Origin of the sequence: Nostoc sp. CENA543 (assembly GCF_002896875.1) — a bacterium.
Lineage (GTDB): Bacteria > Cyanobacteriota > Cyanobacteriia > Cyanobacteriales > Nostocaceae > Trichormus.
In genome coordinates, this window is the sequence record NZ_CP023278.1 from 1164821 (window position 1) to 1190506 (window position 25686).

Below are 25686 nucleotides of genomic sequence, written 5' to 3' on the forward strand. Positions count from 1 at the left end.
AACTAGTTACGGTAAAAATCAAAATCCTGTTATGATACGCGTGTTATTTTCTGATTATGGTGTGGTGTGGTGTTTAAGAGGAGCAATCAATGAATAATTCTGTAGATTTTGGTGGTAGACCATTTCATTTTATTGGTATTGGTGGCATAGGTATGTCTGCCTTGGCATACGTTCTCGCAAAACGCCAATTGCCAGTATCAGGTTCGGATGTACGTCCAAATCATATTACACGTAAGCTAGAAGCTATCGGGACGCATATTTTCAGTAGACAAGAAGCAAGTAATCTGGAATTCTTCCACACCAAACAAGGTGTTAATGAAGTAGATTGCAACTCACCAACACAAGTTCCTGCTATTAGCTCAAATCTACCTCAAGTTATATGCTCGACCGCAATTAATGCTAACAATTTAGAGTATAAAGCTGCTCTAGAATTGGGTTGTCCCATATGGCATCGTTCAGATGTACTAGCTGCATTGATTGCTGAACACCACAGCATTGCTGTTGCAGGGACTCACGGCAAGACGACAACCAGCAGCATGATTGGCTATATGTTATTGGAAGCTGGTTTAGATCCTACTATTATTGTAGGTGGTGAAGTCAAAGCTTGGGAAGGCAATGCTCGCTTGGGGCAGAGTCGTTATCTGGTGGCAGAAGCAGATGAATCTGATGGCTCACTAGTGAAACATGCTCCAGAAATCGGCATTATTACTAATATTGAATTAGATCATCCTGACCACTACGAAACTTTAGAAGAAGTTGTCGATACCTTCGAGCAATTTGCCCAGGGTTGTCAAACTTTAGTGGGTAGCATTGATTGTGTGACAGTACGCGAGTTACTACGCGATCGCTTAAAACCCACAATCAGTTACAGTCTCAATCCCGAAACCAACGCAGACTACACCGTGACGAACATTGACTATCATGCCAATGGCACCACAGCTTTAGTCTGGGAAAAAGGTAAGGCCTTGGGATTGTTGACTCTGCGTTTACTAGGTCGTCATAACCTCAGTAATGCTCTAGCAGCAGTAGCTGTAGGAAGGGTTTTAGGTTTAGAATTTGGTGCGATCGCCAAAGGTATCGCCGCTTTTGAAGGTGCTAGACGACGTTTTGAGTTTCGTGGCGAAGTCGATGGAATTACTTTTATTGATGACTACGCCCATCATCCTAGCGAAATCCGCGCTACCCTAGCCGCAGCCAGATTACAAGCTAGACCTGGGCAAAGAGTCGTAGCTATATTCCAACCCCATCGCTACAGTCGGACATTAACATTTTTAGAGGAATTTGCTGAGTCTTTCAGCCACGCTGATTTGGTGGTACTGACTGATATTTACAGTGCAGGCGAACCAAACTTGGGTCAAATCAGTGGAGAACAGCTAGCAGAAGCCGTAGCTAAAGAACATTCCCAGGTAATTTATCAACCAACTTTACCTGCGGTAACTGAATATCTCCTACAAAACCTTCGTCCTGGAGATTTAGCCCTATTTTTAGGGGCAGGTAACTTAAATCAAGCAATTCCTGAAATCATCACTACACTTTGCGAACCTGCTACAGCTACTTCGTAAAAGTGATTCTTTGGCTAGAGTCTGAATCAATTCACCCTATTGCTGTACTTGTACAGCAGATAAACGTAAAAATTTCACAATTTATTGATCTAAAGATGAAAATTTCCCAGGCCGCTGGAAACGCCTGCACAGTTCCCGATTCTACAATAGAAATACCGAAAAGAAATGATTTAAGTGAGGGTAAAATCATCTATTTACCTGGCACTAATTGCGAAGTCAAATCCCAAGCTTCATTATCTGCACATACTTCTTATCGAGTCGGGGGAGCAGCTGAATGGTATGTTGCCCCACAGAACATAGAAGCATTGCAAGCCAGTCTTCAATTTGCCCAAGAAAATAATTTAAGAGTTACTACTTTAGGTGCAGGCTCGAATTTATTAGTCAGCGATCGCGGTATCTCCGGTCTAGTAATTGCCACTCGTCATCTGCGCTACAGTCACTTTGACCCCGCCACGGGACAATTAACCGTCGCTGCTGGCGAATCTATCCCTAGTTTAGCTTTGACGGCTGCCCAACTAGGTTGGCAAGGTTTCGAGTGGGCTGTTGGTATCCCTGGTACGGTGGGTGGTGCGGTAGTTATGAACGCTGGCGCACACAGTAGCTGTATCGCAGATATGTTAGTGAGTGCTGAAGTTCTGTCTCCTGATGGTACAATCAGCACTCTTACCCCTGCAGAACTAGGTTATACCTATCGCACCTCCTTACTACAAGGAGGCGATCGCATCGTCACTCAAGCTACATTCCAATTGCACCCAGGAGCTGATCCCGCCCAAGTCCTAGCTATTACAAAACAACATAAACAACACCGTCTGAGTACACAACCCTACAACTATCCCAGTTGTGGTAGTGTATTCCGCAACCCCAAGCCTTATGCGGCTGGCTGGTTAATCGAACAAACGGGTTTAAAAGGCTATCAAATTGGTGGCGCGCAAGTAGCCCATCTCCACGCCAACTTTATTGTCAATCGTGGTGGAGCCAAAGCCAATGATATTTTTAGCCTCATTCGTCATATCCAACATACAGTACAAGAGAACTGGTCAATCTGGTTAGAACCAGAAGTAAAAATGATTGGTGAATTTCAGGCTGTAGCTTAAGGAAATGGCAAATAGGGAATAGGGAATGGGGAATGGGAAAAATCGTTCGATTCCCCATTCCCCATTTCCCGTCATATCAATTCACAAAAAATTCGATACAGATGCAAATGCTAAAAGGTATGCTGAGTATCACTTTCTGAATTTTGAATTTTGTAGCTTGCTTCCCGTAGGGTATTTTGAATTTTGAATTTTGAATTGGTATCAATGCCTATTTGCATGAATTCATGGGCAAATTCCCCACCGCCTCTATAATTGAATTTGATTTGTTATTCAAAGCACACGCGGATAAATAGTTATGACAGGAAAAGGACAAGGATTTGGCTTCGGCTTAGGCAAAATGAAAGAACTAGCCGAAGCGTTTAAAAAAGCACAGCAAGTTCAAGAAGGTGCAAAGCGACTCCAGGAAGAATTGGAGCAAATGGAAATCATTGGAGAAGCTGGTGGTGGACTTGTTAAAGTGATTGTCAGTGGAAATCAGGAACCCAAGCGCGTAGAAATTTCTCCCGCCGCTTTAGAACAAGGCTCAGACATCCTCTCTGACTTGGTAACAGCAGCTATGAAAAATGCCTATGAAAAATCCACCGCTACCATGCGCGAACGGATGGAAGAATTGACAAGTGGACTAGAGTTGCCTGGGTTTTAGTCATTAGTCATTAGTCATTAGTCATTAGTCAAAAAACTCTCGACTATTGACTTTTGACACATTTATATTCAAAAATATTATCAATTTTTCAGAAAAAATCTTCAAATTCTCTGGTAAGAACTACGAATTACTCTTATGCCTTACAAATTGTTGTTTGTCTGCCTGGGGAACATCTGTCGTTCACCGTCGGCAGAAAACATCATGAATTATCTGATCGACAAGGATAATTTAAGCGATCGCATCCTTTGTGATTCAGCCGGTACATCTAGTTATCATATCGGCAGTCCACCTGACCGACGCATGAGTGCGGCGGCGGCAACGAAATTAGGAATTAAATTGCAAGGCAGGGCTAGACAATTTCAAAAATCTGATTTTCAGGAATTTGACTTAATCTTAGCAATGGATCAAGATAACTATCAAGATATTCTCTCCCTTGATCCTACTGGACAATATCACCATAAAGTGCATTTGATGTGTGAATTTTGTTCTCAACACACCCTCAAAGAAGTGCCTGACCCCTACTATGGCGGCACAGAGGGATTTAATCAAGTAATTGATTTACTGCTTGATGCCTGTGATGGTCTTTTGCAACATATTGTTAGTAAGCCCTAATTAATGGCAATAGGGCATTGGGCATTGGGCAAGCAGGAAGTGTGGGAGGGGTGGGAGGTGTGGGAGGATAGGGAAGAAATCTTTCCCCCCTCTCCCCATTCCCCATTCCCCATTCCCCATTCCCTATTCCACCAGTCCGTGTTTGATGGCAAAGCGCACAAGTTCAGCCCGGTTGCTGGTGTCGGTTTTTCTCAATAGACTACTGACGTATTTTTCCACAGTTCTGGGACTCAAATGTAGTTGCACTCCCATCTCAGCGTTAGAAAGACCGTGGGTTAAAAGTTCCAATACTTCCTGTTCTCTAAGAGTCAACGATGAAAGCAAGTGAGAACTGTCTAGCTGACTGAGAATAGGAGTATTCGCTTCTATGACTTTAGTAGAGTCGGAACCAGCTAAACTTTCTTTGGGCGGGAAGCGATACTCAGATTGGATAATTTGCGATCGCTCCAATAAATTGCGAATAGCTGCGGCTAACTCTTCTAACTCAAAAGGCTTGGGCAAATATAAATCACATCCAGACTGATAACCCAGAATTCTCTCCTGAGTTTTAGTACGGGCTGTTAATAGAATTACAGGTAATAAACGGAACTGCGGTTTTTGGCGTACCCGACGTACCAATTCATAACCATTCATGCGTGGCATGACTATATCAGTGACAATTAAATCAGGCTGATAATCTTCTACCATTGCCAAAGCTTCTTGACCGTCATTAGCCATAATTACCGAATAGCCAGACAGTTCAAGATAATCACTAATAGATAGACGAGTGCCCAAATCGTCATCCACAACAAGAATCGTCAAGGGCATGGAAAGTACACCCCTAGCATTTTTTACTCAGAAATTTCCTTTGTTCAGCTATATATAAGAACACGCGTTACAATAGTGTTCTTACGTTTCATACTATGACAGGTTCAGCCGCTAATGACCGTCTTAGGGGTGATTTATAAAGAAAATCTTAAATCCATAAAAAGGTTAACAAATTTAAACTTAGTTGAGACCACAAACAATATAAAACCACAGCAAATTTTGCAATCCTTAACAAACTAGCAAAACTCCTACCTATTAATCAACCTAATATAAATTAATCAACTGTAGAAGATTTTTCAATGAGTGATAAGAGCGAAAGTTACAAAGTTATCAGTGATAATCGACAAGCCCGTTATTTGTATGAAATTCTAGAAACTTACGAAGCTGGAATTCAACTGACGGGAACAGAAGTCAAATCAATCCGTGCGGGTAAAGTGAATCTGCAAGATGGTTATGCTTTGATCCGTGATGGAGAAATCTGGCTAATTAACGTGCATATTTCTCCGTATACCGCTAGTGGTCAGTATTTTAACCATGAGCCACGCCGTACCCGCAAGTTGTTACTCCATCGCCAAGAAATTCGCAAACTCATCGGTAAAGTAGAACAACAGGGTTTGACATTAGTACCTTTAAAAATGTACCTCAAAAGGGGTTGGGTCAAAATTAGTATTGCCCTTGGTAAAGGTAAAAAGCTCCACGATAAGCGAGAAGACCTCAAACGCCGACAAGATCAGCGTGATATACAAAGGGCGATGAAAAATTATTAGGGAGTCAATGGTCAATAGTCATTAGTCATTAGTCATTAGTCATTAGTCATTAGTTTTTTCTCACTTGCTACCTTGTCTACCTTGTCCCCAATCCCCAATTCCCAATCCCCAATCCCTTTTCTATACGTCTTCAGCGTGAGTGCTACAAACACCTGTTTATAGCTGTAGATTGATTTTGGAAAATTGAGGAATCGTTACAGTGGTGGGTAACTTTGGAAGCTATGAGGGACTGGTATATATGAAACGTGATTTTACCGCAGTTGTTGGGGCTGGCTTTTTAACCCTCAGTATGGCTATTTTGCCTTTAAGTCTACCTGCTCAAGCCCAAGTTAATACTACTGATCCAAGAGTGGATAATGCTCCCAGAACCACAACTTACAATGACCGTAACGATTTCGATTGGGGTTGGTTGGGTTTAATCGGTCTGTTGGGTTTAGCTGGGTTAGCAGGAAGAAAACAGCACGATGAGCCAACTCGCTATCGTGATCCTAATGCTCCTGGAGCTACTAGCTATAGAGAATGAAAAGTGCTGAGTGCTGAGTAACGAGTGCTGAGTGCTGGGTTCAAACACCACCCACTCATGTTTCAAAATGATTGAGTCAGAAAAATACTCAGCACCGACTAAACGCCGCACTTCCACTAACAGCACTGAGTTTGATGAACTGAGAGCGGAGATAATCAATAATATTCTTCCTCTCCAACCTCCCCTGCTTACCCAACTCCTGAGATATTTTTTAGTCGGCGGTTGCTTGGGGCGAATTAGCTGCTTGAGCTTGGTCTTGGGTTAATGGTGTCCAGTAGCTAGCAATTAAGGCTACCATCAACCACCAGAGAGTATTGACTTCTGGACGAAACCAAATTGTGTCTACTGTACCGTGAGCCAGCATCCCTAACAGAGTGGCAAACGCTCCAATTAACCAAAACCCTTCTAAATTACTAGATTGCCTTAAGCGACGTAATTGTAATAAGGCTGTATTAAAGGTGACAATGATGAGCCAAAGAAAACAGGCAAGACCGACAAAACCAGTTTCTACAGCTACCTCTAGGAAAATGGAATAGGCACTCAAGGCACTATAACGAGGGCGTTGGTAGAGAGGATAGATTTTGTTAAAGGAATTGTGACCTGGGCCAATACCGATGATCGGGCGATCGCCGATCATTTCAAATACAGCATCCCAGACATTACGACGGAAGTTATTACTGCTATCTTGGCGATCGGCAAAAATGCTAAACACCCGCAGTCGGACTGGTTCTACAAACACAACTGCGACTAACAATAGAAAAGACAAACTTCCTAAGAGTATGACCAGTGACCATGTACGCCAAAATGGGGGCATTTGTATACTCCACCAGTAGACTAATAAAGCACTCGTCGCTAACATTGCCACCAGTAACCCAATCCAACCACCACGGCTATAAGTTAAAACTAGGCAGAGTGTATTGACAATTAGCATAGTTAATGCTAAAGACTTTTTAATCCAGCCTTGCCAAACAAAAATAGCTACCAGACTAAAAACCACAGCCGGGACAAGATAACCGGCTAATAAGTTAGGATTACCTAAGTAACTATAAACCCTAGTGGTTTTAGATAGGGGGGACTCTGGATCTACCCAAGTGGCTAGTTGGGCTGCACCATAACGCCATTGCCGCAGACCATATACACTGACAATCAGTGCTGCATGTAAGTAGATGGTAATTATTACAGACCGGATTCGAGGCGATCGCAATACCCTGGCACATAAGGCGAATAGCAACAAATACAGCGTTAAGGTCGCTAAATCTGTGATTGCGGCTTTTTTGACGGGTGATAGTGCTGTAGCCACTACAGCCACTCCCCAGTAAAGCAAGACCAAAAGATGAATTGGAGTCACCAGGGAATTAGCTAATGATGTTGGTTGATCAGCTAAAGTCATCAATAGCCAAAAACCTACGCAGGCTATTAACAATACACCAACAAGAGTGCTAGACACAAAAGGCGCAAGTGCATACACAAGACTCAACAGGGCAGCTGCAATCACATCTCCCCACTGAAGTAACACACTAGCTTCCCGCCAAGAAAACAACAATCCCACTAACAACCGATGTATATAACTAGTGGAAATATATTGTTTTGGTGGTAAATACGATAAAGTCAACCTTTGCCAGACTAAATTCATAAAATCCACTATGATCAATTAGCAAGCCATATTAACACTTAGGACTTGATCATAATGCGGCTTAGGTGATGAGTCATTCAGCCATCAATAATTAACTATTGTTAATTCTTCAGCATCGACAAACGCCAGAAAAACTTTTTTTCTGCTTTTGCCGTCATATTATACCAAATTGGAATAGATACTATTGCGCTTCTAGAATAGCCTATGTATCTTGGCTTTCAATCTAAAATCCAAAATAGTTTTTTAGGCAATGTCGTTGTTTTCCGCAGAACTAGTCATTTGCAAGGGTACAGTTAGTACATAACGATGCCCCGATTGGGGTGAGCCTTGGATGGCAATTTGTCCACCGTGTAATTCTGCTAACTGGCGACTCAGTAATAAACCTAAACTTTCCCGCGATAAATTACTTTTTCCTGGGATGACATCCTCCTGGGAATCAGTACCCAAAATATCATTGCGATCGCTCTCTAGGGTTTGCAATTTCTCCAGTGTCACAGGTAAACTAGTCATTTCCTCATGGTTGTCTAAATGCAGACCATAGGGTGCGGCTTCGCCAGTCAACTCCATCAGAGACAGGGAATTGAGGCGGAAATAAGGATCAACTTCCGTAATCCCATCCCCTAGCCAGGGATGAGAAGCCCATACAGTAATATTGAGCGTATTTTCTTTGTAAGACACATGAATACGAACAATACTCCCAGTAGCAGACATTTGAATCACACTAAAAATCAGGTGATATAATATTTGCCGGACTTTATCTTTGTCTAAAGGCCAAATCCGTCCGCGTCCTGGTTCGATTGACAAACGGATATCTTGATCACGACGATTAGCTACTTCTTCTAAAGTATTAATCGCCTGTTGACACAGCATTTCTATATCTACAGGAGCTAAATTGATGGTAGTAGCGTTTTCATCCATCGCTCCTAGTTCGGTAATTTCATTCACTAAAGACAGTAAGTAACGACCACTGTGCTGAATGATATCTACGTATTCTCTTTGTTTATTGGTTAAAGGCCCGTAAATCTCTCGCCCTAAAACGCTAGCCATGCCTAATACAGATGTCAAAGGCGTGCGTAATTCTTGGGTTAATTGGGCTAAAAGTTCTAATTTTATCTGCTTAGTTTCGTGAGGTTCTTTTTCTAAACTAGTAAATGCAGCTTTTGATACTGCGCTCTTCTCTTCAGTCAGTGCCAAGGAACTGGCATTATTTGAGGGTAACTTTTCTGTTTTTCCCAAAAACAGCAGTCGGTTACGCTCAAATTCACTCATGCTCCAACGAGCAATAATCTGTAAAAATTCAACGTCACGATGCGTAAAATTACGGGGCAATAGATCCATGACCGCTAATGCACCCAAGCAATTGCCTGTAGCATCAATCAATGGCGCGCCCAGATAAGCACGGATACCATATTCTTGCACTAACTTGCTGTTTAACAGTAAAGTATCCGTAACATTTTGCGTATCATTAATTACAATAGTTTGCAGGGTGTCTACCACCTGAGTACAAAAAGACTCGCCCCGCAACAACTGACGACTCTGCGCCAAGCTATTCATTAAACCTAGTCTGGATAAGCCGACGGCAGATTTGAACCAATGACGTTCTTGATCTATAAATCCTAAAACGGAAATTGGTGCTTCTAAAAAATGTGCTGCCGTTTGAGTGGCTTCTTCAAAAACTGGTATGGTTTCTGGTTGTCTTAAACCTAATTCTGACAATGCTTTGAGACGTTGCTGTTCTCTTGTGTCTTGAGCAGCCCAACCATCTCTAGGGACTAATAATTTGTTATCCGGCTCTACCATTCCCACCGCTACCTTAATCATTGCTCGATACTGTAATTTATATAACCACTTTTACTGGGTTATGATTTACTATTCTTAAGCATTCCCCAATTTAGCTGCCGACAAACAAACTGAAGACAAAAATTTTTTATTCGGCTGTAAAATCATCTACGTAATTGTGTAACTCATCTATTGTGAAGTTACAACTAGCAGATAGCGTTAGTTTACATTTTAATCAGGGTATCCTAACCGTAGGAATACAGAGAGGGTAAATAGCCCACAATTGAATTAGTTTTCTCATCATCAATATGGTGATGATACCAAACTCATTGATATAACTTCCACTAACTGCAAACCATGTTTAATCAAGACTAAAGTATGAATTGTGACTTATAAATATGAATGTGCAATTGGGGTATTAAAGCGTTTTTTATCTTCAGGAAAAATTTTAGATGAATCAATAAATTGCTACTTGTATAAATTTCGCGTGAATTACCATAAATAGTAATCATAACTCTTCTCGGTGAAATAACAGATTAAAGCTGGAATAAAATCTGCTTAATTATAAGTATTGACACGAGATATTTGGCAACTGTAAATCACCATTCACCAGCAGGATAAATTGCTGCTCAAAGTCTAAGGTGATCTCTGTGTGCGACAACTGTTATAGTAAAAAATCACCAGTAAACTATATAGTAAGCAAGTATTTTTACTGTGATGTCTATAAAATCTTTAAAGAAACCGTGACATTTGATGGAGAGGTGAACTAACAATGACTGATCAGATCATCCCCTTTGTGGATTTAAAATGGCAGCATGATGTAGTGAAACAGGAAATCCAGCAAGCAGTTGAGATGATTTTGCAGCAAGGAGATTTTATTCTCGGAAAAGCTGTAGCAGAATTTGAAAAAGCATTTGCCCAAGCATCAGGTGCAGAATATGGGGTGGGAGTAGCATCGGGGACTGATGCGATCGCTTTAGGTTTGCAAGCCTGTAACATCAAATCAGGGGATGAAGTCATCTTACCAGTCAATACCTTTGTCGCCACCCTGATAGGAGTTCTACAGGCGGGAGCAAAACCTGTACTTGTAGATTGTGATCCCCAAACAGCTTTAATTGACTTAGAAGCAGCAGCCAAAGCCGTCACGCCTCAGACTAAAGCCATTATCCCCGTCCATTTGTATGGTCAGATGGTACCACCCAAGCAGCTATTAGATTTTGCTGACACATACAAGGTATTAATTTTTGAAGATGCAGCCCAAGCACATCTAGCCCATAGAGACGGATATCAAGCAGGTTCTGTAGGTACAGCCGCAGCCTTTAGTTTTTACCCCAGCAAGAACTTAGGGGCGTTGGGAGATGGGGGAATGCTGGTGACACGCGATGCAGAAATAGCCAAAAAAGCTGCCCGCATCAGAAATTATGGTTCATCGCAAAAGTACGTGCATATTGAAATGGGGACTAATAGCCGCTTAGACACAATCCAAGCGGCTATTTTACTAGCGAAGTTACCACATTTATCACAATGGAATCGCGATCGCCTCACCATTGCCAAACAATATGACTTAGAACTAGCATCCTTAGCGGCGGCTGGTATTGTTCCCATGCAAAACCAAAGTGGGGACGGTCATATTTATCATCTTTACGTCGTGAAGGTTGATGATACTTGCCCCATAGATCGTCAGCAACTCCAAACAGAACTCACACAAGCAGGAATTCAAACAGGTATTCACTACCCAATTCCTTGTCATCTCCAACCCGCTTTTACTTATCTAGGCTATCAACAGGGAGACTTTCCCCAAGCAGAAAAACTAGCACAACAAATATTATCCTTACCAATGTATCCAGGCTTGAGTCATAGTCAAGCCAGAGAAGTTGTAGCAGCTATTAACAATTGCATCACAATTGAAAATAAAGTCAATAGTCATTAGTCATGAGTCATTAGTCATTAGGGAAAAGATTAATATTCAAGCCCAATGCCCCATTTCCCATTTCCTGACTTTCAAGTTAGGATACTGAGAAAGAAAGTATCAATTGAATTGCTGATAATTATGGCACTTCAACAACAAATTAAAAATAGAGACACAAACCTCTTACTAGGTATAGGAATTTTTGGGATATTAGTGCTGCTATACGCGCCTATCCTACTGCATTGGGTGGATGGATGGTTACACAAAACTATCAGTATTGAACATGAATATTTTAGTCATGGTTTAATTGGTCTACCATTTGCTGCTTATTTGAGTTGGCAAAAGCGCAAACAATGGCAACGCCTACCTAATAAATCTCATCCTTTGGGTATATTTTTATTAGTAATTGGCGGAATTTTTTACTTAAGTGGAGTAACAGAGTGGGTTAATTTATCTTTACCCACCATACTTACAGGTTTATGTCTGTGGTTTAAAGGTTTTCCCGGCATCAGATTACAGGGATTTTCTTTGATTCTCGTATTACTGGCAACACCTACAGCAGTACCTTACCTGATAGCACCTTACACTTTTCCTCTACAGAGTTTTATCGCTACTACAGCAGGTTTCATTCTCAATCAATTTGGTATGGAAGTAGTTGTAGACGGTATTAACATTTACGTTGGCGGAAAAATTGTCGAAGTTGCGCCCTATTGTGCAGGCTTGAAAATGCTCTTTACAACCATCTATGTCAGTTTGATGTTGTTGTATTGGACAGGGGCTTTAGCTTCACGTCGGGTAACAGTTTGGTTTTTATCAATGGCAATTGTGATCAGTGTCATTGCCAATATTATTCGTAACACCTTACTCAGTTTCTTTCACGGCACTGGCAAAGAAGGTGCTTTTACATGGCTGCATGATAGTTGGGGAGGCGACCTATATTCAGCTCTTATGTTACTTTCTCTAGTACCTCTGTTGAATTGGCTAGATCAATTACTCTCGCCACCACCGGAAATTCAACCAGAATTAGAAGAGTCAGCGACTTCTGATTAAGAAATATTTCATTGTCATAAGTCAAAGGATCAGGGAAGGGAGACAAGGGAGTGTTGAGTAATGAGTAATGAGTAATGATTGAAGTTTTTCTTCCCCTACTTTCCCAGGGACTTCCAGAAAATAAATTATCCACTTTCCGAGAGAAGACATTGCTATTTTTCCCCCTGCTCCCTGCCCCCTGCCCCTCTGCCTACACAGTGATAGTATATTTTTTAAGTTGGAAGTCCCCCTGTCCCCAGTCCCCAATCCCTATTAACCCTTAATTCCACTGAACCTACAGTGTCATTTTTTCAGGTAAAATTTTGCTTGAATATAGCAATTTTTACTGATGCTTTCCCTATCTAAACTTTTTAAATACAGGTATTTGCCTCATTTTATAGTGTTGTTACTGTTGCTTCTACTACTAATAACAGGAGCAGTACCAGGTTACATCACAGGCAAATGGCAATGGAAACAACCTCCACCTGTTACTAATCTCAACTTAATCAAAAAGATACGTAGTCAGGGTTTGACTTTGCCTGGGTGGAAAACCGTTGAACAAGTAGAACAGCAAATAGGTGAACATAAATGGTCTTTGCAGGTACTTCAACAAGAAAATACACAAAACAAGGCCATTTTGTTGTTATTGCCACAAAATGGCCCAAGAGACCAACCGGAAATTGAATGGACAGATGTTAACGGCTGGGGTAAGGGACGCTGGGGCAAATGGGATATAGCGCAAGAACGTTCGGCTAGGTTTGTTGTGAAAAAATCATCTCCAGGGGAAAATACGGAAACGACAGTAGAGGCGCAGTTTTTCCGCGTTTCTACCAATCAAGACACTTTTGCGGTTTTACAATGGTATGCTTTACCGCGTAGTGGATATTACACTCCATTTCGTTGGTTTTTAGCAGATCAGTTAGCACAATGGCAAAAGCAGCGTCAACCTTGGGTTGCTGTCAGTATTCTTGTGCCTATGGAACCTTTAGGCCAGGTGGAAACTACTTGGCCTTTAGCACAGTCTATTGGTGAAACAGTACAATCTACACTAATGACTGGGGTTTTCAATACTACTAAATAAGTATAGTCACTCCTGGCAATTTCCTCTCGAATCAGTAACGTTCATTTTTCATACCTGTGATATGCGTGTATTTAACGCCCTATTTTGTTTAACTTTTCAAGTATGGGTTTTCTTAAATATTTTTCAGCCTGTTTTTGCTCAAGCACCTATACCACCGTCAGAGGAGTTACCAATTAAATTCCCTTCTCCACCACCAGAGAGGGAGACAACACCAGCTAGCAGTAGTAATGAAATTTCACCTCAATTCAATCGTTATTTGTTGGGGCCTGGGGATGTCATTAACGTGACTTTTGAACGTCCTCCTGGCCCCTATCGTTTGGGAAGTGGAGACGTTGTTAGTGTGGTTGTGCAACGCTTTCCAGATTTAAGCTTTCAAGCAGCAATTAATCCAGAAGGTAATATCATTGTTCCACTATTAGAAACAGTGCCACTGCAAGGTTTAACTCTACAGGAGGCACAAGAGAGAATTCGTTCTCTGCTCAATCGTTATGTAATTAATCCTGTTGTAGTTTTATCTTTAGCGTCGGCGCGTCCAGATTTGAGTTTTCAGGCTCAGGTTAGTCCAGAAGGCAATATTGTAGTGCCGCAAGTTGGTACGGTTTCTGTGCAAGGCTTAAGTTTAGAAGAAGCGCAGGAAAAGATTCGTTTGAGTTTGAGCCGGATTACAGTTGATCCTTTATTGGTAGTATCCTTAGCTACTCCTCGTCCGGTGCAGGTAACGATTAGTGGGGAAGTATTTCGTCCAGGTATTTATAATGTTTCTGCTGCTTTACCCCGTGTAGCTGATGCTTTGTTATTGGCTGGTGGTTCTAGTATTGCTGCTGACTTGCGTCAAATACAGGTGCGTCGTCGCCTGACGGATGGTTCAACGATCGCACAAAATATTGATTTATACGGCACATTGCAAAACGATGGTTCATTACCTAGCTTACGTCTGCAAGATGGGGATGCGATTATTGTGCCGAAACGAGAAGTTGGTGCAGATGATGGTTATGACCGCCTTTTGGTCTCTCGTTCTTCCCTAGCTACACCACAAATTAGAGTCAGAGTGTTAAATTATGCAGCTGGGGGAATTGTGACACAAACTCTGCCTAATGGTAGCAACTTTGTAGATGCTTTGGGCGGAATTAACCTAGATACTGCAAATCTGCGGGATATGGCTTTAATTCGCTTTGACCCAGAACGAGGTAGAGCTGTCACTCAATCATTAGATGCGAAAAAAGCCTTGAGTGGTGATGTTTCCCAAAATGTGCCACTGCAAGACAATGATGTGATTGTTGTGGGACGCAACCTGATTGGACGTATTACTAACTTCCTTAGCACTATTACTCAGCCATTTTTCAACGTGCGTTCGTTCCTCAATTTCTTTAATAATTTTGGTGGTGGCAATTAGTGAGACATTTTTTAATATGTTTAGTTTGTCAAGACACAATCAAGAATGTAGCAAAATGAAACACGGGGGTGACTAAAGAATCATTCATCATGAATAATAACTAGTAACTACAATGACAACTAGCGATCGCCGATTCAATTAACTGTCGTCTGTTTACCTATGTTTCTGTTATGACCCCACCAATTGTTAAGCGTTACATCATTGCTTTTGAAAAATACAAATGGGTTGGACTAGCCAGTTTTGCTTTAATTGTGGCGGGGTCAACAGTAGTGGCTATCCAGCCGGAGCCACCGCCAACCTACGTAGCTGACAGCGCATTAACCTATTCCGGCCCGACTGTGTCTTTTTCGACAACTGGTAGCGAAATTCAAGAACAGGGTAAAGAACTAGATGCAGCTTCCTTGCTCTCAGACCAGCTAATTGAAAGCATCTCGACAACGATGGGTATCAAACCTAAAGTTTTGGCTAGTAGCGTAGACCTCAAGTTACCAAAAAGAAATTCTAGAACTGGGAAATTAGAGTCGAATATCATTGAACTTAAGTATCGAGATACTGACCCTAAACGCGCTCAAGAAGTGGTCAAGGCGTTAATGGATGGAATGATCCAGTACAGTAGCGATGTTAATACAACGCGTTTAAGAGCCATTATTGAAAAAGTTAATGAACGTATTCCACAGGCTAAAGGAGAGCTACAAGCAGCTGAACAGAAACTAGAAATATATGACCGCCGGGAACGTCCCGCCATATTAGCAGCAGAAAACGGCAGTTTATTAAATGCTGTCACCAACAGTCAAAACCAACAACGAGTCATTCAACAAACCATTACTGGGATTGATGCCCAAATTCGTAGTCTCCAAGAGAAGTTAGGGTTAAATGTTAATCAGGCTTATGTGTCCTCGGCTTTAAGTGCTGACCCGATTCTTCGTGATTTACGGACACAACTTTATCAAACTGAGTCACAAATAGCTCTGCTGCGTAAGGATCTGCGGCCGGAACATCCGACTATGATCCAGTTAATGCGGCAAAAACAAGCCACTGAGGAGTTACTGCAACAACGAGCCGCAGAGGTGGTTGGTGGGGACGGCACAGCCGCACCTTTGGCGGGAAATATCACAGGTATTCGCGCTCAAAGTAACCTTGATCCGGCAAGACAACTGTTGGCAAACCAGATGGTGGCTTTGCAAACCCAACGGGAAACCCTACAACAACAATTAGCACAACAAGTCCGCGAAGAACTGCAACTGCGTCAGGAGTATTCCCAAATACCTAACAAACAGTTAGAGCGATCGCGCTTAGAACAGGAAGTGGCACTCAAAAAGGCTGTGTTTGATCAAATGCAGGCTAAATTGACTGATGCTAGAACAGCCGAAGCTGAAACAGTCAGTAGTTTTAGTATTGCCAGAGCCATCACTGTAATAGCTGATGCCAAGAAACCTAAGAGTGTAGTTTTAACCTTAGCTGTGGGTGGGTTCTTGGGTTTTGTCGTTGGCGGAGGGATTATTTTCTTATTGGGTTCTCTCGAAGGCACATTCCGCACCAGAGAAGATATCCGCGACAGTCTCAAACAACGGGAAGTTGCCTTACTGGGAGAAATACCTTTAATGCCTGTGGATGATTTACCACCAGAAGGTATACCCGTAGTGTTATCTGCTGAGTCTGTATATTTAGAGTTTTATGAAAAGCTACGTAGTAACCTGCGCCGCTTTGGTGGGAAGAACTTGAAAGTAGTATTAATTACTAGCACCAGCAGCAACGAGGGTAAAACTACTAGTGCTTACAACCTGGGGATTGCGGCAGCGCGCGCAGGAAAGAGAACTTTGATCATTGAAACAGATTTGCGATCGCCTTCACGCTGTTTATCACTCAGAGTCAACCCAGACCCCGATGCCAATCTAGAACCTCTGCGTTATTACGGCAGCTTAAGCGAATGTATCCGTCTAGTCCCCGATGTGGAAAACCTCTACATCATTCCCAGTCCTGGCCCTGTACGCCAATCTGCGGCTGTCTTAGAATCGAGTGAAATCCGGCGGCTGATGGAGGATGTAAGGGAACGCTACGATTTGGTTATCTTAGACACTCATCCCCTGAGTTTATCTAATGATGCCCTCTTAATTCAACCCTATAGTGATGGCATGGTCTTAGTAGCAAGACCTAACTACACCCAAGAAAATATGTTAGGTGAAGCAGTTGATCAATTAGTAGAAGCTGAACTGGGTTTAGTAGGAACTATTATCAACGGTGCTGACATCACTATTTCCCTACCTCCTTCAGTGGAATCTGTATCTATAGAAGAACCTGAAATTCAAGATGAAGCAACAGAAGTTTCTGTTGGTGCAAATAGTCAATAGTCAATAGTCATTAGTCATTAGTCATTAGTCATTAGTCATTAGGGATTAAAAAAGGCGAAAATAAAAAGTACAAAACTTTTACCTTTTTACTTTTGCCTTTTACCTTTTGTCTTTTTCTCAATAATCACGTTTAAATAGCCCAAATAAAGGTGCGAGAATCATCCCAAACACAAAGCCACCAATGTGCGCCCAGTAAGCAACTCCGCCTGTTTCAACACTCATATTGGCCGCAGCTTGTAGGCTAACTAGTCCAGAAATGACATTTTGAACAAAGAAAACCCCAATCAGTATCATGGCTGGAATGCTGATTGTAGTGACGAAAAAACCTAAGAAAAGCAAAGTTGTTACTCTAGCATGGGGAAAGCGGATGAGATACGCACCTAATACTCCCGAAATTGCACCGCTAGCCCCCAAGGACGGGATAGTTGAAGACATCCCAATGAACCACTGACACGCAGCAGCTAAAGCACCACAAGCTAAATAAAAAATGAGGTATTTGAAATGACCAAGACGGTCTTCAATATTATTACCAAATACCCAAAGAAAAACCATATTAGAAATTAAGTGCCACCACCCCCCGTGTAAAAATTGGGAGGTAAATAAAGTTGTCCACTCCCCAGCTAAATTAGTGGTTAATTCTTGTGGGACTACTGCATATTGATTAAAAAAAAGATTCAACTGCTCATTCGACAAACTCAATTCATGCAGGAAAATTAGAACGTTCATCCCAATTAAACCGTAAGTAAAATACGGTGTGATGCGGGTGGGGTTGTCGTCGTAGAGTGGAAACACAGGTGTTTTTCCTAATGGTTACTAATTGCAATATAACTCGAATTCAGAGCCTATGTATTACCACACTGTCATTAGCGCATTTTCCAGATAAATACACATAGGTGAAAATGATTGCAACTCCTACACCACAATTAGGATTAAGTTCGTAGTAAGGACTTTAGTCCTTTTCTGTTCGCGTAGCTTGCTTCTCCAGAGGGGTACACTACAAACCTGTCATTATTTACCTTGTTCTACTTATACATCACCGAAACAGGAGAACTTACGACTTTTGGTTGTTGCCAATTAGCGAAGTTATCGGTGTGGTTATTTCCTATTTGTCTGGTGTGAGCTAATATCAATTCATCTCGTTGATGCCAGATTGTAAATATTTGCTCTCTACCATCATTCAGGGTATCTATGTCAATTTGATAAAAATCATGGATACGCTGTAATTTCAACCCCAACAAGTTTAACAGCCGACTAAGGATTTTTATCCCTGTGATACTATTTTTCACTCTGGTAAAGTCAATACCTAATACTCTTTTGATATGCTTACTGTGTTGAAATACTATATCTTTCAACCAGATTAACTTCGGGTCATCCTCTGTAAATTTGGCATCACTTTCAAGAAATTGCAACATTCCCAAGGCTCTCATCGCCTCTATTTTCACTGTGTAGGTTTTTAAATCTGGGAGGAAAACTTTGCCATCACCTAATGACAATTGTTGATACCATTCTTGTTGGTCTCTAAGATGGAAGTATTCACTTTCATGGGTTAGATAATAGTGAATTAATAATTGAGAATAGTATCCTTGATCATCCTTAATTTTTAATAATGGGGTGACAGGAATACCGTAGCGTTGTCTGAGATGATATTTTTGAATTTGATAGCGTTCGGCATCAGTTAGAGAATGTTGGGAAGCTAGCTGCTCATGCTCTACATAATCAATATCTTTAGCATTGGCGACATTAATTGCGGCTGCTAGTTGATTCTCTTGTTTGATTTTTCTAATTTGACGCTTAATTTCTTTACCTTTTTGGCGTTTTTCTGTCCACTCCTTCTGCACTTTAACAATTTCTAAAACTAATCTTCTACGAGTGGCTAAATCTTGAGGATCAGTTGCTAAGAAAGCTAACCTTAAATCTCTAACTATATTATTATGAATTGCATTACTTCTGAGTCGGATTTGATGACCATCGTTAGTTAAGCCTTCTTGCATGGCTTGGCGATAGAGGCGAAGAGAAGCATTGACTCTGGCTGATAATTTAGCCCAGGTACGCAAATGTACAGGGTCATAAACTAGAGGTAAATCAACATCTATTTTGTGTAAAGGGCTAAGTAAGGCGAGGTTTTCTTTTTGATTTTCTTGATACCAATTGGACAATAAACGATAGTTGGTACTACCACTACCAATTAAACCAATTCCCCGTTTAGCACACCAAACAATACGCGGTACATTATCTCTAACTCTAGCTAATGCTTGTCGTGCTTCTGCATCAGGAATTACTCCTTGAAAAATGCCATAGACTCTATCAAAATGTTGGACATCAATACTAATACCTGTTCCTAAACTGGGGGTAACAAATACAGTTGCATATTCAGTAATTTTTTGATTGATGGCTGGGACAAAATCAACAGCCGCATGACCTGGTGTATTAGTTGTTTGGCTATTAATTACTAAAGTTTTAGGAAACTGATAGCGCAGTTTTTCTAAACGTTCTTTGAGATAACGCTCAATAGTTTCGCAACTATATCTACCAGCACGGCTATCAGTAGTGACATAACATTTACGCCCTGCTAATAAATCTAACTCTAATTGCTGAATTAATGGTATGGGATTAGGAGAATCATAAAATGTCACATCCCAACCACGTTGGGGTTGCCATTGATTAACTAATATCCAGGGTATGATTTTACAGCCTGCTAAACTTTGTAAATAATCTAAGGAAACATCTGATAAATCGGCATCTTGGGCAATCACTAAACCGCCAGTTGATAAGACAGTAGCAATTAATTCCTGGAACAATTTTAAAATTTTGACACGCTTATGTTTGCAAGTGCTGCTATTGAGCAAATGCCATAAAGATTGCTCTACTTCATCTAAAATTATGATGCCACCTTGCCAGTTTTCTGGGTCAAGCTTCCAAATAGAATCGATACATAAACCTAAAGAATGATTTTGAGGAGATAAATCATCATAATTACTTGCGAGATTTTCATGATTACCTAATCCCCATTTTATCCCGACTTTTTCACATAGGAATTTGCCTAATTGAATCCGATGAGTGATTAATAATACGGGTTGATTTCTAGTTTTAGCTTGTTGGACTACTGTTTGTAATGCAGTAGTTTTACCTGTACCTTTAGCTGATTTGACTCCCACTAGTCCAGAGGTAGGAAAAGCTATTTCGCCTAAGTAGGGACGGTTGATAGTTAAAGCAGGGGGAATAGTTAGTTCTGTATGGGGTTTAATTTCAGCGAGATAAATTTCTAAATCTAGACTCCGACGATAGGCTTTTTCAAAGGCGATCGCACCTTTAGCTATGATCAAATCATCAACGCCTTTTTCTGGCCCCGGCAGGGTAATAACTTTGACGGGACATTTTTGTTCTTGAAATAAACAACCTAATTGGGTAATTGCATTGCTAACGGCTGCTACTTTTTGCGGTTGAGTCTCAAAATCAAAACAAATATATACAGTTCGTTGCATCTGTGCAAATACATTTAAATCGGGAATCAGTTGACGGTTGATAACTTTGCCAAATTTATCTTTGACAACCCGATAGCCACTAGTAATTCCTGGTACAGCTATGGCTGCATAGCCTTGCGTTAAGAGGGTGGCGGCTTTTTTGACTCCTTCACAGATGATGATGGGTATTTGATTTTCTAATACCCATTGCCAAAACCCGACGGCTTCACCTTGTTCATTGCTGGTGGTATGGCTAGGCATGGCAATATTGTAACGTTGGGAGACTTGCTGCCAAATATTCCCTGTCACCCTCAGACAAAATATCCTGGTAGGTGTGCTGGGGGGATGTTCGTATTTGATGGTTTTACCATTTTGATTGGTGCGTGGTTGGTTGGGTTTAAAACAACCCCACTCCATTGCTTTCCAATGATGGAGAGGATCTAAACCGGAACACCACCAACCACCTGCGGTGACATGACTGTAGCGTTGTAACCAACCACTTGTCACCATTCCTGTGTTCGTGCGGGGGAGATGTTCGGAAATTAAGAGATATTCGTAGGCTGCTGCGCCTTGGAGAGACTGGAAATTTAGTTGTGTCAAGTCTAAATCTATACCACTACGCTTGACTAATTCTTCAAGGTGTTGTGGATGTAAGTCTGGCAGATACATGGGGCAACCGCGAACGGAATAAGGATGGATTTAAAACTTAGCACGCCTTTCTTGTTTTTTCTTAGCGATTTTTATAAGTATTTGATGCTATTTTTATTACTTCGTTGCCCGAAATACATCGGTGATTCACATACTGAGGCATTTTGTGAGAATGTGGTGCTGAAGTAATAAGCCTGTATTGTATTAATTATTACTATTAAATTATATTTTTCAGTATTATTACATTGGATATTTGAGTAGCACAAACTTCTAAGCTTTGTCAATCAAAGTTTGTCAAGATATTTAGATAAGCGATCGCCATTACTATATATATTCTTCAGATACAAGAAAATATATCAATATACTGAGGAAAAATCAGAGAATTCAACAGGAATTGATATCAGAAAGCTATTTTATTGTCAGTATTATTAAATTAGCTAAGTCATATATCTTACTCAAAAATCAACAGCAAAAATGAGCAACGACAAACGGTATAATGTCGCAGGATTTTACTAACAACCCAGACATGAAAAACATCCGCAAACGTCGGTTATCTAAATTACTGAAAATATTTGTTGTTTTAGTGTTAGTGCTGGGGTTATTGTTAGTATCTTTTTTGGGTTATACAATTCGGCGTTCTTTTCCTGTAGAAAATGGAGCGATCGCCATTTCTGGTATAAAAGCAGAAGTGAGAGTGCAACGGGATCAATGGGGTGTACCTCATATTTATGCAGCTAACTCCCACGACTTATTTATGGCGCAGGGTTACATCCATGCCCAAGACAGATTTTGGCAAATGGATTTTTGGCGGCATATTGGTTCTGGTAGATTAGCAGAAATGTTTGGTGCTTCGCAATTAGATACAGATAAATATCTGCGAACTCTAGGCTGGGCAAGGGTAGCGCAACAAGAAATCCAGTCAATGGATGCACAGATGAAAGCTGATTTGCAAGCCTATGCTGATGGTGTAAATGCCTACCTGCAAACCCATCAAGGCAGTGCATTAAGTTTAGAATATGCGGTATTAAAATTACTCAATCCTGGTTATCAAGTCGCACCTTGGGAAATTCTCCATTCCCTGACTTGGGGTAAGGTGATGGCTTACGATTTAGGCAGAAATTTTCAAAACGAAATTGAGCGTACCATCTTACTAAAAACCCTCACACCTGAACAAGTCGAAGAACTTTTTCCCGCCTACCCCCAAGATTTGCCTGTGATTTTGCCGGAGTGGCAAACAGGAAAAACTACCCCAGAATTAACTTACAAACCTGTAATTACTGATGTCTCAGAAATTGCGCCGACTTTAGAAGCCATGACTCAACCAATGTTGGCACTAGAAAAACTCATTGGGGAAACGGGAGTTGGTATTGGTTCAAATAATTGGGTAATTGCTGGGAAGCGCACAAAGACAGGTAAACCGATTTTGGCGAATGATCCCCATTTAGCGGTGCAAATGCCTTCAATTTGGTATGAAATGGGTTTACATTGCACCACTAAAAATGCTGAATGTCCTTACAATGTGATGGGGTTTTCCTTTGCGGGGATGTTGGGGGTAATTGTCGGACATAGCGATCGCATTGCTTGGGGTGTGACTAATGTACAATCCGATGTGATGGATCTATATATAGAGAAAATCAACCCTGATAACCCCAATCAATATGAAGTTAATGGCCAGTGGGTAGATATAAACCTCGTACCAGAGACTATTCAAATTGCTGGTAGTCAACCCCTTGTTCATACAGTCCGCTACACCAGACATGGGCCGATTCTTTCTGATGTTGCACCTAATTTAAAACAGTTTCATCAAGCAATCAAATTACCCCAAAATTATGTTGTCGCTTTGCGGTGGACAGCATTAGAACCGACAAAATTAGTCTACTCAATTCCGCAAATGAATCGCGCTCAAAATTGGCAGGAATTCCGTGCTGCTGCTAGTAATTTTGATGTGCCTGCACAAAATTTAGTCTATGCTGATGTTGATGGTAATATCGGTTATCAAATGCCAGGAAAATTTCCCATTCGCACTCAAGGAAATGGACGCTACCCTGTTCCTGGTTGGACTGATGAATATGAATGGCAAGGTTATATAGACTTTGAAAAGTTACCTTATAGCTTTAATCCGCCCCAAGGTTATATAGCTACTGCTAATAATTTAGTTGCTCAAGAATATCCTTATGTAATTACCACAGATTGGGTTTATGGCTATCGCGCCCAGCGCATTGTGGAGATGATCGAAAAACAAAATCAGCCGATTGCTGTACAAGATGTGGAGAAAATTCAGGGTGACAATCTCAATTTAAATGCCCGTAATTTAGTGCCATTGCTGCAAAATCTGACTTTTGATGATTCTAGATTAAAATCTGCTCAAAAACTGTTACAAAGCTGGAACTTCCAACTAGAAATAACATCATCTGCGGCAGCTTTATTTGAAGTATTTTATAAACATTTGTTAGCTGCAACTTTTCATGATCAATTACCTCTAGACTACTTTCCTAGTGGGGGCGATCGCTGGTATGCTGTGTTGCAAAATCTCATCCAAAAACCTGATAGTCAATGGTGGGATAATACTAAAACTGCCCAGGTAGAAACCCGTGATCAAATTTTCCGACAGGCTTTTACAGAAGCTGTAGAGGAATTAGAAACTATTCAAGGGAAAAATCCCCAAGCTTGGAATTGGGGTAAATTACACACCATTACATTTCGTAACGCCACCTTGGGAAAATCTGGTGTGGCTTTGATTGAATCTATATTTAATCGCGGTGCTTTCAGTACAGCAGGAAACGGTGAAACAGTGAATGCTAACCGTTGGCGAGCGAATGAATCCTTTGAAGTGACTGATATTCCTTCACTACGCATGATTGTCGATTTAAGTAATTTGGATAATTCCTTAGCTATTCATACGCCTGGACAGTCTGGTCACGCTTTCCATAAACATTATGCTGATATGATTGAGCCTTGGCGCAACCTTAAATATCATCCCATGCTTTGGGAGCAGAAAACTGTGGCAGCGCAAGCGACAGCAACATTGAGATTAACACCAAAATCCAGCGATTAATTTCCGTGAGTAAAGTTTTTTCTATCGTCTACGGAAAAACTATCACGGAAGATGTATATCTAATTTAACTTTTTTCTATTTCAGTGTAATTTCATACACCTCTGAAAAAGAATGAAGTATAAAGTAACAGGGCTAAAAAAGGCATCAGCAAAAATAGCGTTGACTTATATTTTTGTAAACTCATTGTTTTATATGCCCATTTTACGGAAACATCGCTGGAGAAATCACAACATATGTCACTTACGCTGAAAAAAACTGCTACACTTTCTCTTGTAGCTGCGATCGCAGTATTATTTGCGGGATGCGGAGAAAGTAAAGTTGCCCAATGTAATAAAGTGATCACAGTAGCTAACAAAGCAGCAACATTAGGTCAACAATTTGGCAAAAATTCCAATTCTTCCAAGGGGTCTAAAGGCTTAACTGAACTTGCTACTAAGATAGATGAGATTGGCACAGAAATGAAAGCTGTGACAGTTAGCGATGAAAAATTAAAAGGTTTTCAGGGACGCTTTCTTACACTCTATCAAGATATCAGCAAAGGCTTAAATGATGCGGCTGCGGCTATAGATAAAAAGAATATCCGCGATGCTAATCGCTTTTTAGGGAGTTTACAAAAGAGTAGTGTGGACGAAAGTACAATTGTCAAAGAAATTAATACCTACTGCGGTGCTAAGTAGACATTGTATTCGTCTTTATAGTATTTCTAATCCCCAGTTTCTAGGAGAGACTGGGGTATTTTTATTAGTTAGGGATTGGGGATTAGGAAAATTTGAAAATATTGTTTTTTCCCATAATCAATACATCAGGTAATTATTTTTAGTACCTTCTTCTTCAAAATCTCAATTAATTTAGCATCCATATATTCAAATTCGTCGGGTATATCTAAACAGATAACTCTCTTATTTTTTAAGAATGGCTGAAATTTTTGCGCTAGTTTAATTTTATGTGATTTTTCCATGACAAAAATAATATCAGCCCACTCGATAGCCTCTGTAGATAGTGGGACTTCTGCATAACGATCCAAACCTGCGGAATCTGTTTCTATGCCTTCGTACTCAGCAAATACAGCTTCAGCAGTAGGACTTCGCAATCGATTTTGACTACAAATAAATAACAGTTTTTTCATTAATTAAATTACATAGGAATCAGCTGTGATTCCTGAAATTTTTTTGCGTAGTAAGGGAACAGGGAAGAAGAAATAAAAGTATACCTAGCTTCGCAAAAATCAAATACGAGTCCTATACAGGATTTGGATTTGATGATTAAATATACTGGCATCAACCCTATATTACGCAGGTAATTGAAGAGTCACGACTTAACTTGTGCAATTTTTCCCAAAACT

At 40.8% G+C, this 25686-nt stretch carries 19 protein-coding genes; 13 read left to right on the forward strand and 6 right to left on the reverse strand.

What is annotated here, in order from left to right:
- The first annotated feature begins 89 nt into the window (after positions 1 to 89).
- The 4 genes from murC (at position 90) to CLI64_RS04855 (ending at position 3911) form a co-directional block, all read left to right on the forward strand.
- Positions 90 to 1562 (forward strand): UDP-N-acetylmuramate--L-alanine ligase, encoded by a 1473-nt coding sequence (gene murC, locus CLI64_RS04840; protein ID WP_103136160.1) that lies wholly within the window; start codon positions 90 to 92, stop codon positions 1560 to 1562.
- A gap of 95 nt (positions 1563 to 1657) precedes the next feature.
- Positions 1658 to 2656 (forward strand): UDP-N-acetylmuramate dehydrogenase, encoded by a 999-nt coding sequence (gene murB, locus CLI64_RS04845; RefSeq protein WP_103140594.1) that lies wholly within the window; start codon positions 1658 to 1660, stop codon positions 2654 to 2656.
- A 295-nt stretch (positions 2657 to 2951) separates the two neighbouring features.
- Positions 2952 to 3299, forward strand: coding sequence for a YbaB/EbfC family nucleoid-associated protein (locus CLI64_RS04850; RefSeq protein ID WP_103136161.1), 348 nt, complete (start codon positions 2952 to 2954; stop codon positions 3297 to 3299).
- Between the two features lie 135 nt (positions 3300 to 3434).
- Positions 3435 to 3911, forward strand: coding sequence for a low molecular weight protein-tyrosine-phosphatase (locus CLI64_RS04855; RefSeq protein ID WP_103136162.1), 477 nt, complete (start codon positions 3435 to 3437; stop codon positions 3909 to 3911).
- Positions 3912 to 4034: 123 nt separating this feature from the next.
- On the opposite strand, the gene CLI64_RS04860 is transcribed toward CLI64_RS04855, so the two are convergent.
- Complete coding sequence (locus CLI64_RS04860; RefSeq protein WP_103136163.1) at positions 4035 to 4718, reverse strand: response regulator transcription factor; 684 nt, start codon at positions 4716 to 4718, stop codon at positions 4035 to 4037.
- A 299-nt stretch (positions 4719 to 5017) separates the two neighbouring features.
- Between CLI64_RS04860 and smpB the strand changes: the two genes are divergently transcribed.
- Both smpB and CLI64_RS04870 read left to right on the forward strand, forming a co-directional pair.
- Positions 5018 to 5485: an SsrA-binding protein SmpB gene (gene smpB / locus CLI64_RS04865; RefSeq protein ID WP_103136164.1), complete on the forward strand. Its 468-nt coding sequence runs from the start codon at positions 5018 to 5020 to the stop codon at positions 5483 to 5485.
- Positions 5486 to 5723: 238 nt separating this feature from the next.
- Positions 5724 to 6008 (forward strand): WGxxGxxG family protein, encoded by a 285-nt coding sequence (locus tag CLI64_RS04870; protein WP_103136165.1) that lies wholly within the window; start codon positions 5724 to 5726, stop codon positions 6006 to 6008.
- Between the two features lie 211 nt (positions 6009 to 6219).
- Here CLI64_RS04870 and CLI64_RS04875 read toward each other — a convergent pair whose 3' ends face one another.
- Entirely contained in the window at positions 6220 to 7641 is a 1422-nt protein-coding gene (locus tag CLI64_RS04875) for an IctB family putative bicarbonate transporter (RefSeq protein ID WP_103136166.1), read from the reverse strand.
- Positions 7642 to 7884: 243 nt separating this feature from the next.
- The gene (locus tag CLI64_RS04880) at positions 7885 to 9441 is read right to left on the reverse strand and encodes a GAF domain-containing sensor histidine kinase (RefSeq protein WP_103140595.1); all 1557 of its coding nucleotides are present in this window, start codon (positions 9439 to 9441) and stop codon (positions 7885 to 7887) included.
- Between the two features lie 751 nt (positions 9442 to 10192).
- On the opposite strand from CLI64_RS04880, the gene CLI64_RS04885 reads away from it, so the two are divergent.
- The 5 genes from CLI64_RS04885 to CLI64_RS04905 all read left to right on the forward strand — a co-directional run bounded on the left by CLI64_RS04885 (position 10193) and on the right by CLI64_RS04905 (position 17180).
- On the forward strand, positions 10193 to 11350 hold the full coding sequence (locus CLI64_RS04885) for a DegT/DnrJ/EryC1/StrS aminotransferase family protein (RefSeq protein WP_103136167.1): 1158 nt from the start codon (positions 10193 to 10195) through the stop codon (positions 11348 to 11350).
- A gap of 120 nt (positions 11351 to 11470) precedes the next feature.
- Complete coding sequence (gene crtB / locus CLI64_RS04890) at positions 11471 to 12379, forward strand: cyanoexosortase B (protein WP_103136168.1); 909 nt, start codon at positions 11471 to 11473, stop codon at positions 12377 to 12379.
- 328 nt (positions 12380 to 12707) lie between these two features.
- The gene (locus tag CLI64_RS04895) at positions 12708 to 13439 is read left to right on the forward strand and encodes a cyanoexosortase B system-associated protein (protein ID WP_103136169.1); all 732 of its coding nucleotides are present in this window, start codon (positions 12708 to 12710) and stop codon (positions 13437 to 13439) included.
- A 61-nt stretch (positions 13440 to 13500) separates the two neighbouring features.
- Positions 13501 to 14832, forward strand: coding sequence for a polysaccharide biosynthesis/export family protein (locus CLI64_RS04900; protein ID WP_103136170.1), 1332 nt, complete (start codon positions 13501 to 13503; stop codon positions 14830 to 14832).
- A gap of 170 nt (positions 14833 to 15002) precedes the next feature.
- The gene (locus CLI64_RS04905; RefSeq protein WP_103136171.1) at positions 15003 to 17180 is read left to right on the forward strand and encodes a tyrosine-protein kinase domain-containing protein; all 2178 of its coding nucleotides are present in this window, start codon (positions 15003 to 15005) and stop codon (positions 17178 to 17180) included.
- A 117-nt stretch (positions 17181 to 17297) separates the two neighbouring features.
- Here the strand turns inward: CLI64_RS04905 and CLI64_RS04910 are convergent, their stop codons facing one another.
- Together CLI64_RS04910 and CLI64_RS04915 are read right to left on the reverse strand one after the other, a co-directional pair.
- Positions 17298 to 17972, reverse strand: coding sequence for a rhomboid family intramembrane serine protease (locus tag CLI64_RS04910; RefSeq protein WP_103136172.1), 675 nt, complete (start codon positions 17970 to 17972; stop codon positions 17298 to 17300).
- Between the two features lie 230 nt (positions 17973 to 18202).
- On the reverse strand, positions 18203 to 21310 hold the full coding sequence (locus tag CLI64_RS04915; protein WP_103136173.1) for a plasmid replication protein, CyRepA1 family: 3108 nt from the start codon (positions 21308 to 21310) through the stop codon (positions 18203 to 18205).
- 475 nt (positions 21311 to 21785) lie between these two features.
- Between CLI64_RS04915 and CLI64_RS04920 the strand changes: the two genes are divergently transcribed.
- Both CLI64_RS04920 and CLI64_RS04925 read left to right on the forward strand, forming a co-directional pair.
- The gene (locus tag CLI64_RS04920) at positions 21786 to 24344 is read left to right on the forward strand and encodes a penicillin acylase family protein (protein ID WP_374703955.1); all 2559 of its coding nucleotides are present in this window, start codon (positions 21786 to 21788) and stop codon (positions 24342 to 24344) included.
- A 233-nt stretch (positions 24345 to 24577) separates the two neighbouring features.
- Positions 24578 to 25021, forward strand: coding sequence for a hypothetical protein (locus CLI64_RS04925; protein ID WP_103136174.1), 444 nt, complete (start codon positions 24578 to 24580; stop codon positions 25019 to 25021).
- 125 nt (positions 25022 to 25146) lie between these two features.
- Here the strand turns inward: CLI64_RS04925 and CLI64_RS04930 are convergent, their stop codons facing one another.
- On the reverse strand, positions 25147 to 25470 hold the full coding sequence (locus tag CLI64_RS04930; protein ID WP_103136175.1) for a low molecular weight protein tyrosine phosphatase family protein: 324 nt from the start codon (positions 25468 to 25470) through the stop codon (positions 25147 to 25149).
- Between the last annotated feature and the right edge of the window lie 216 nt (positions 25471 to 25686).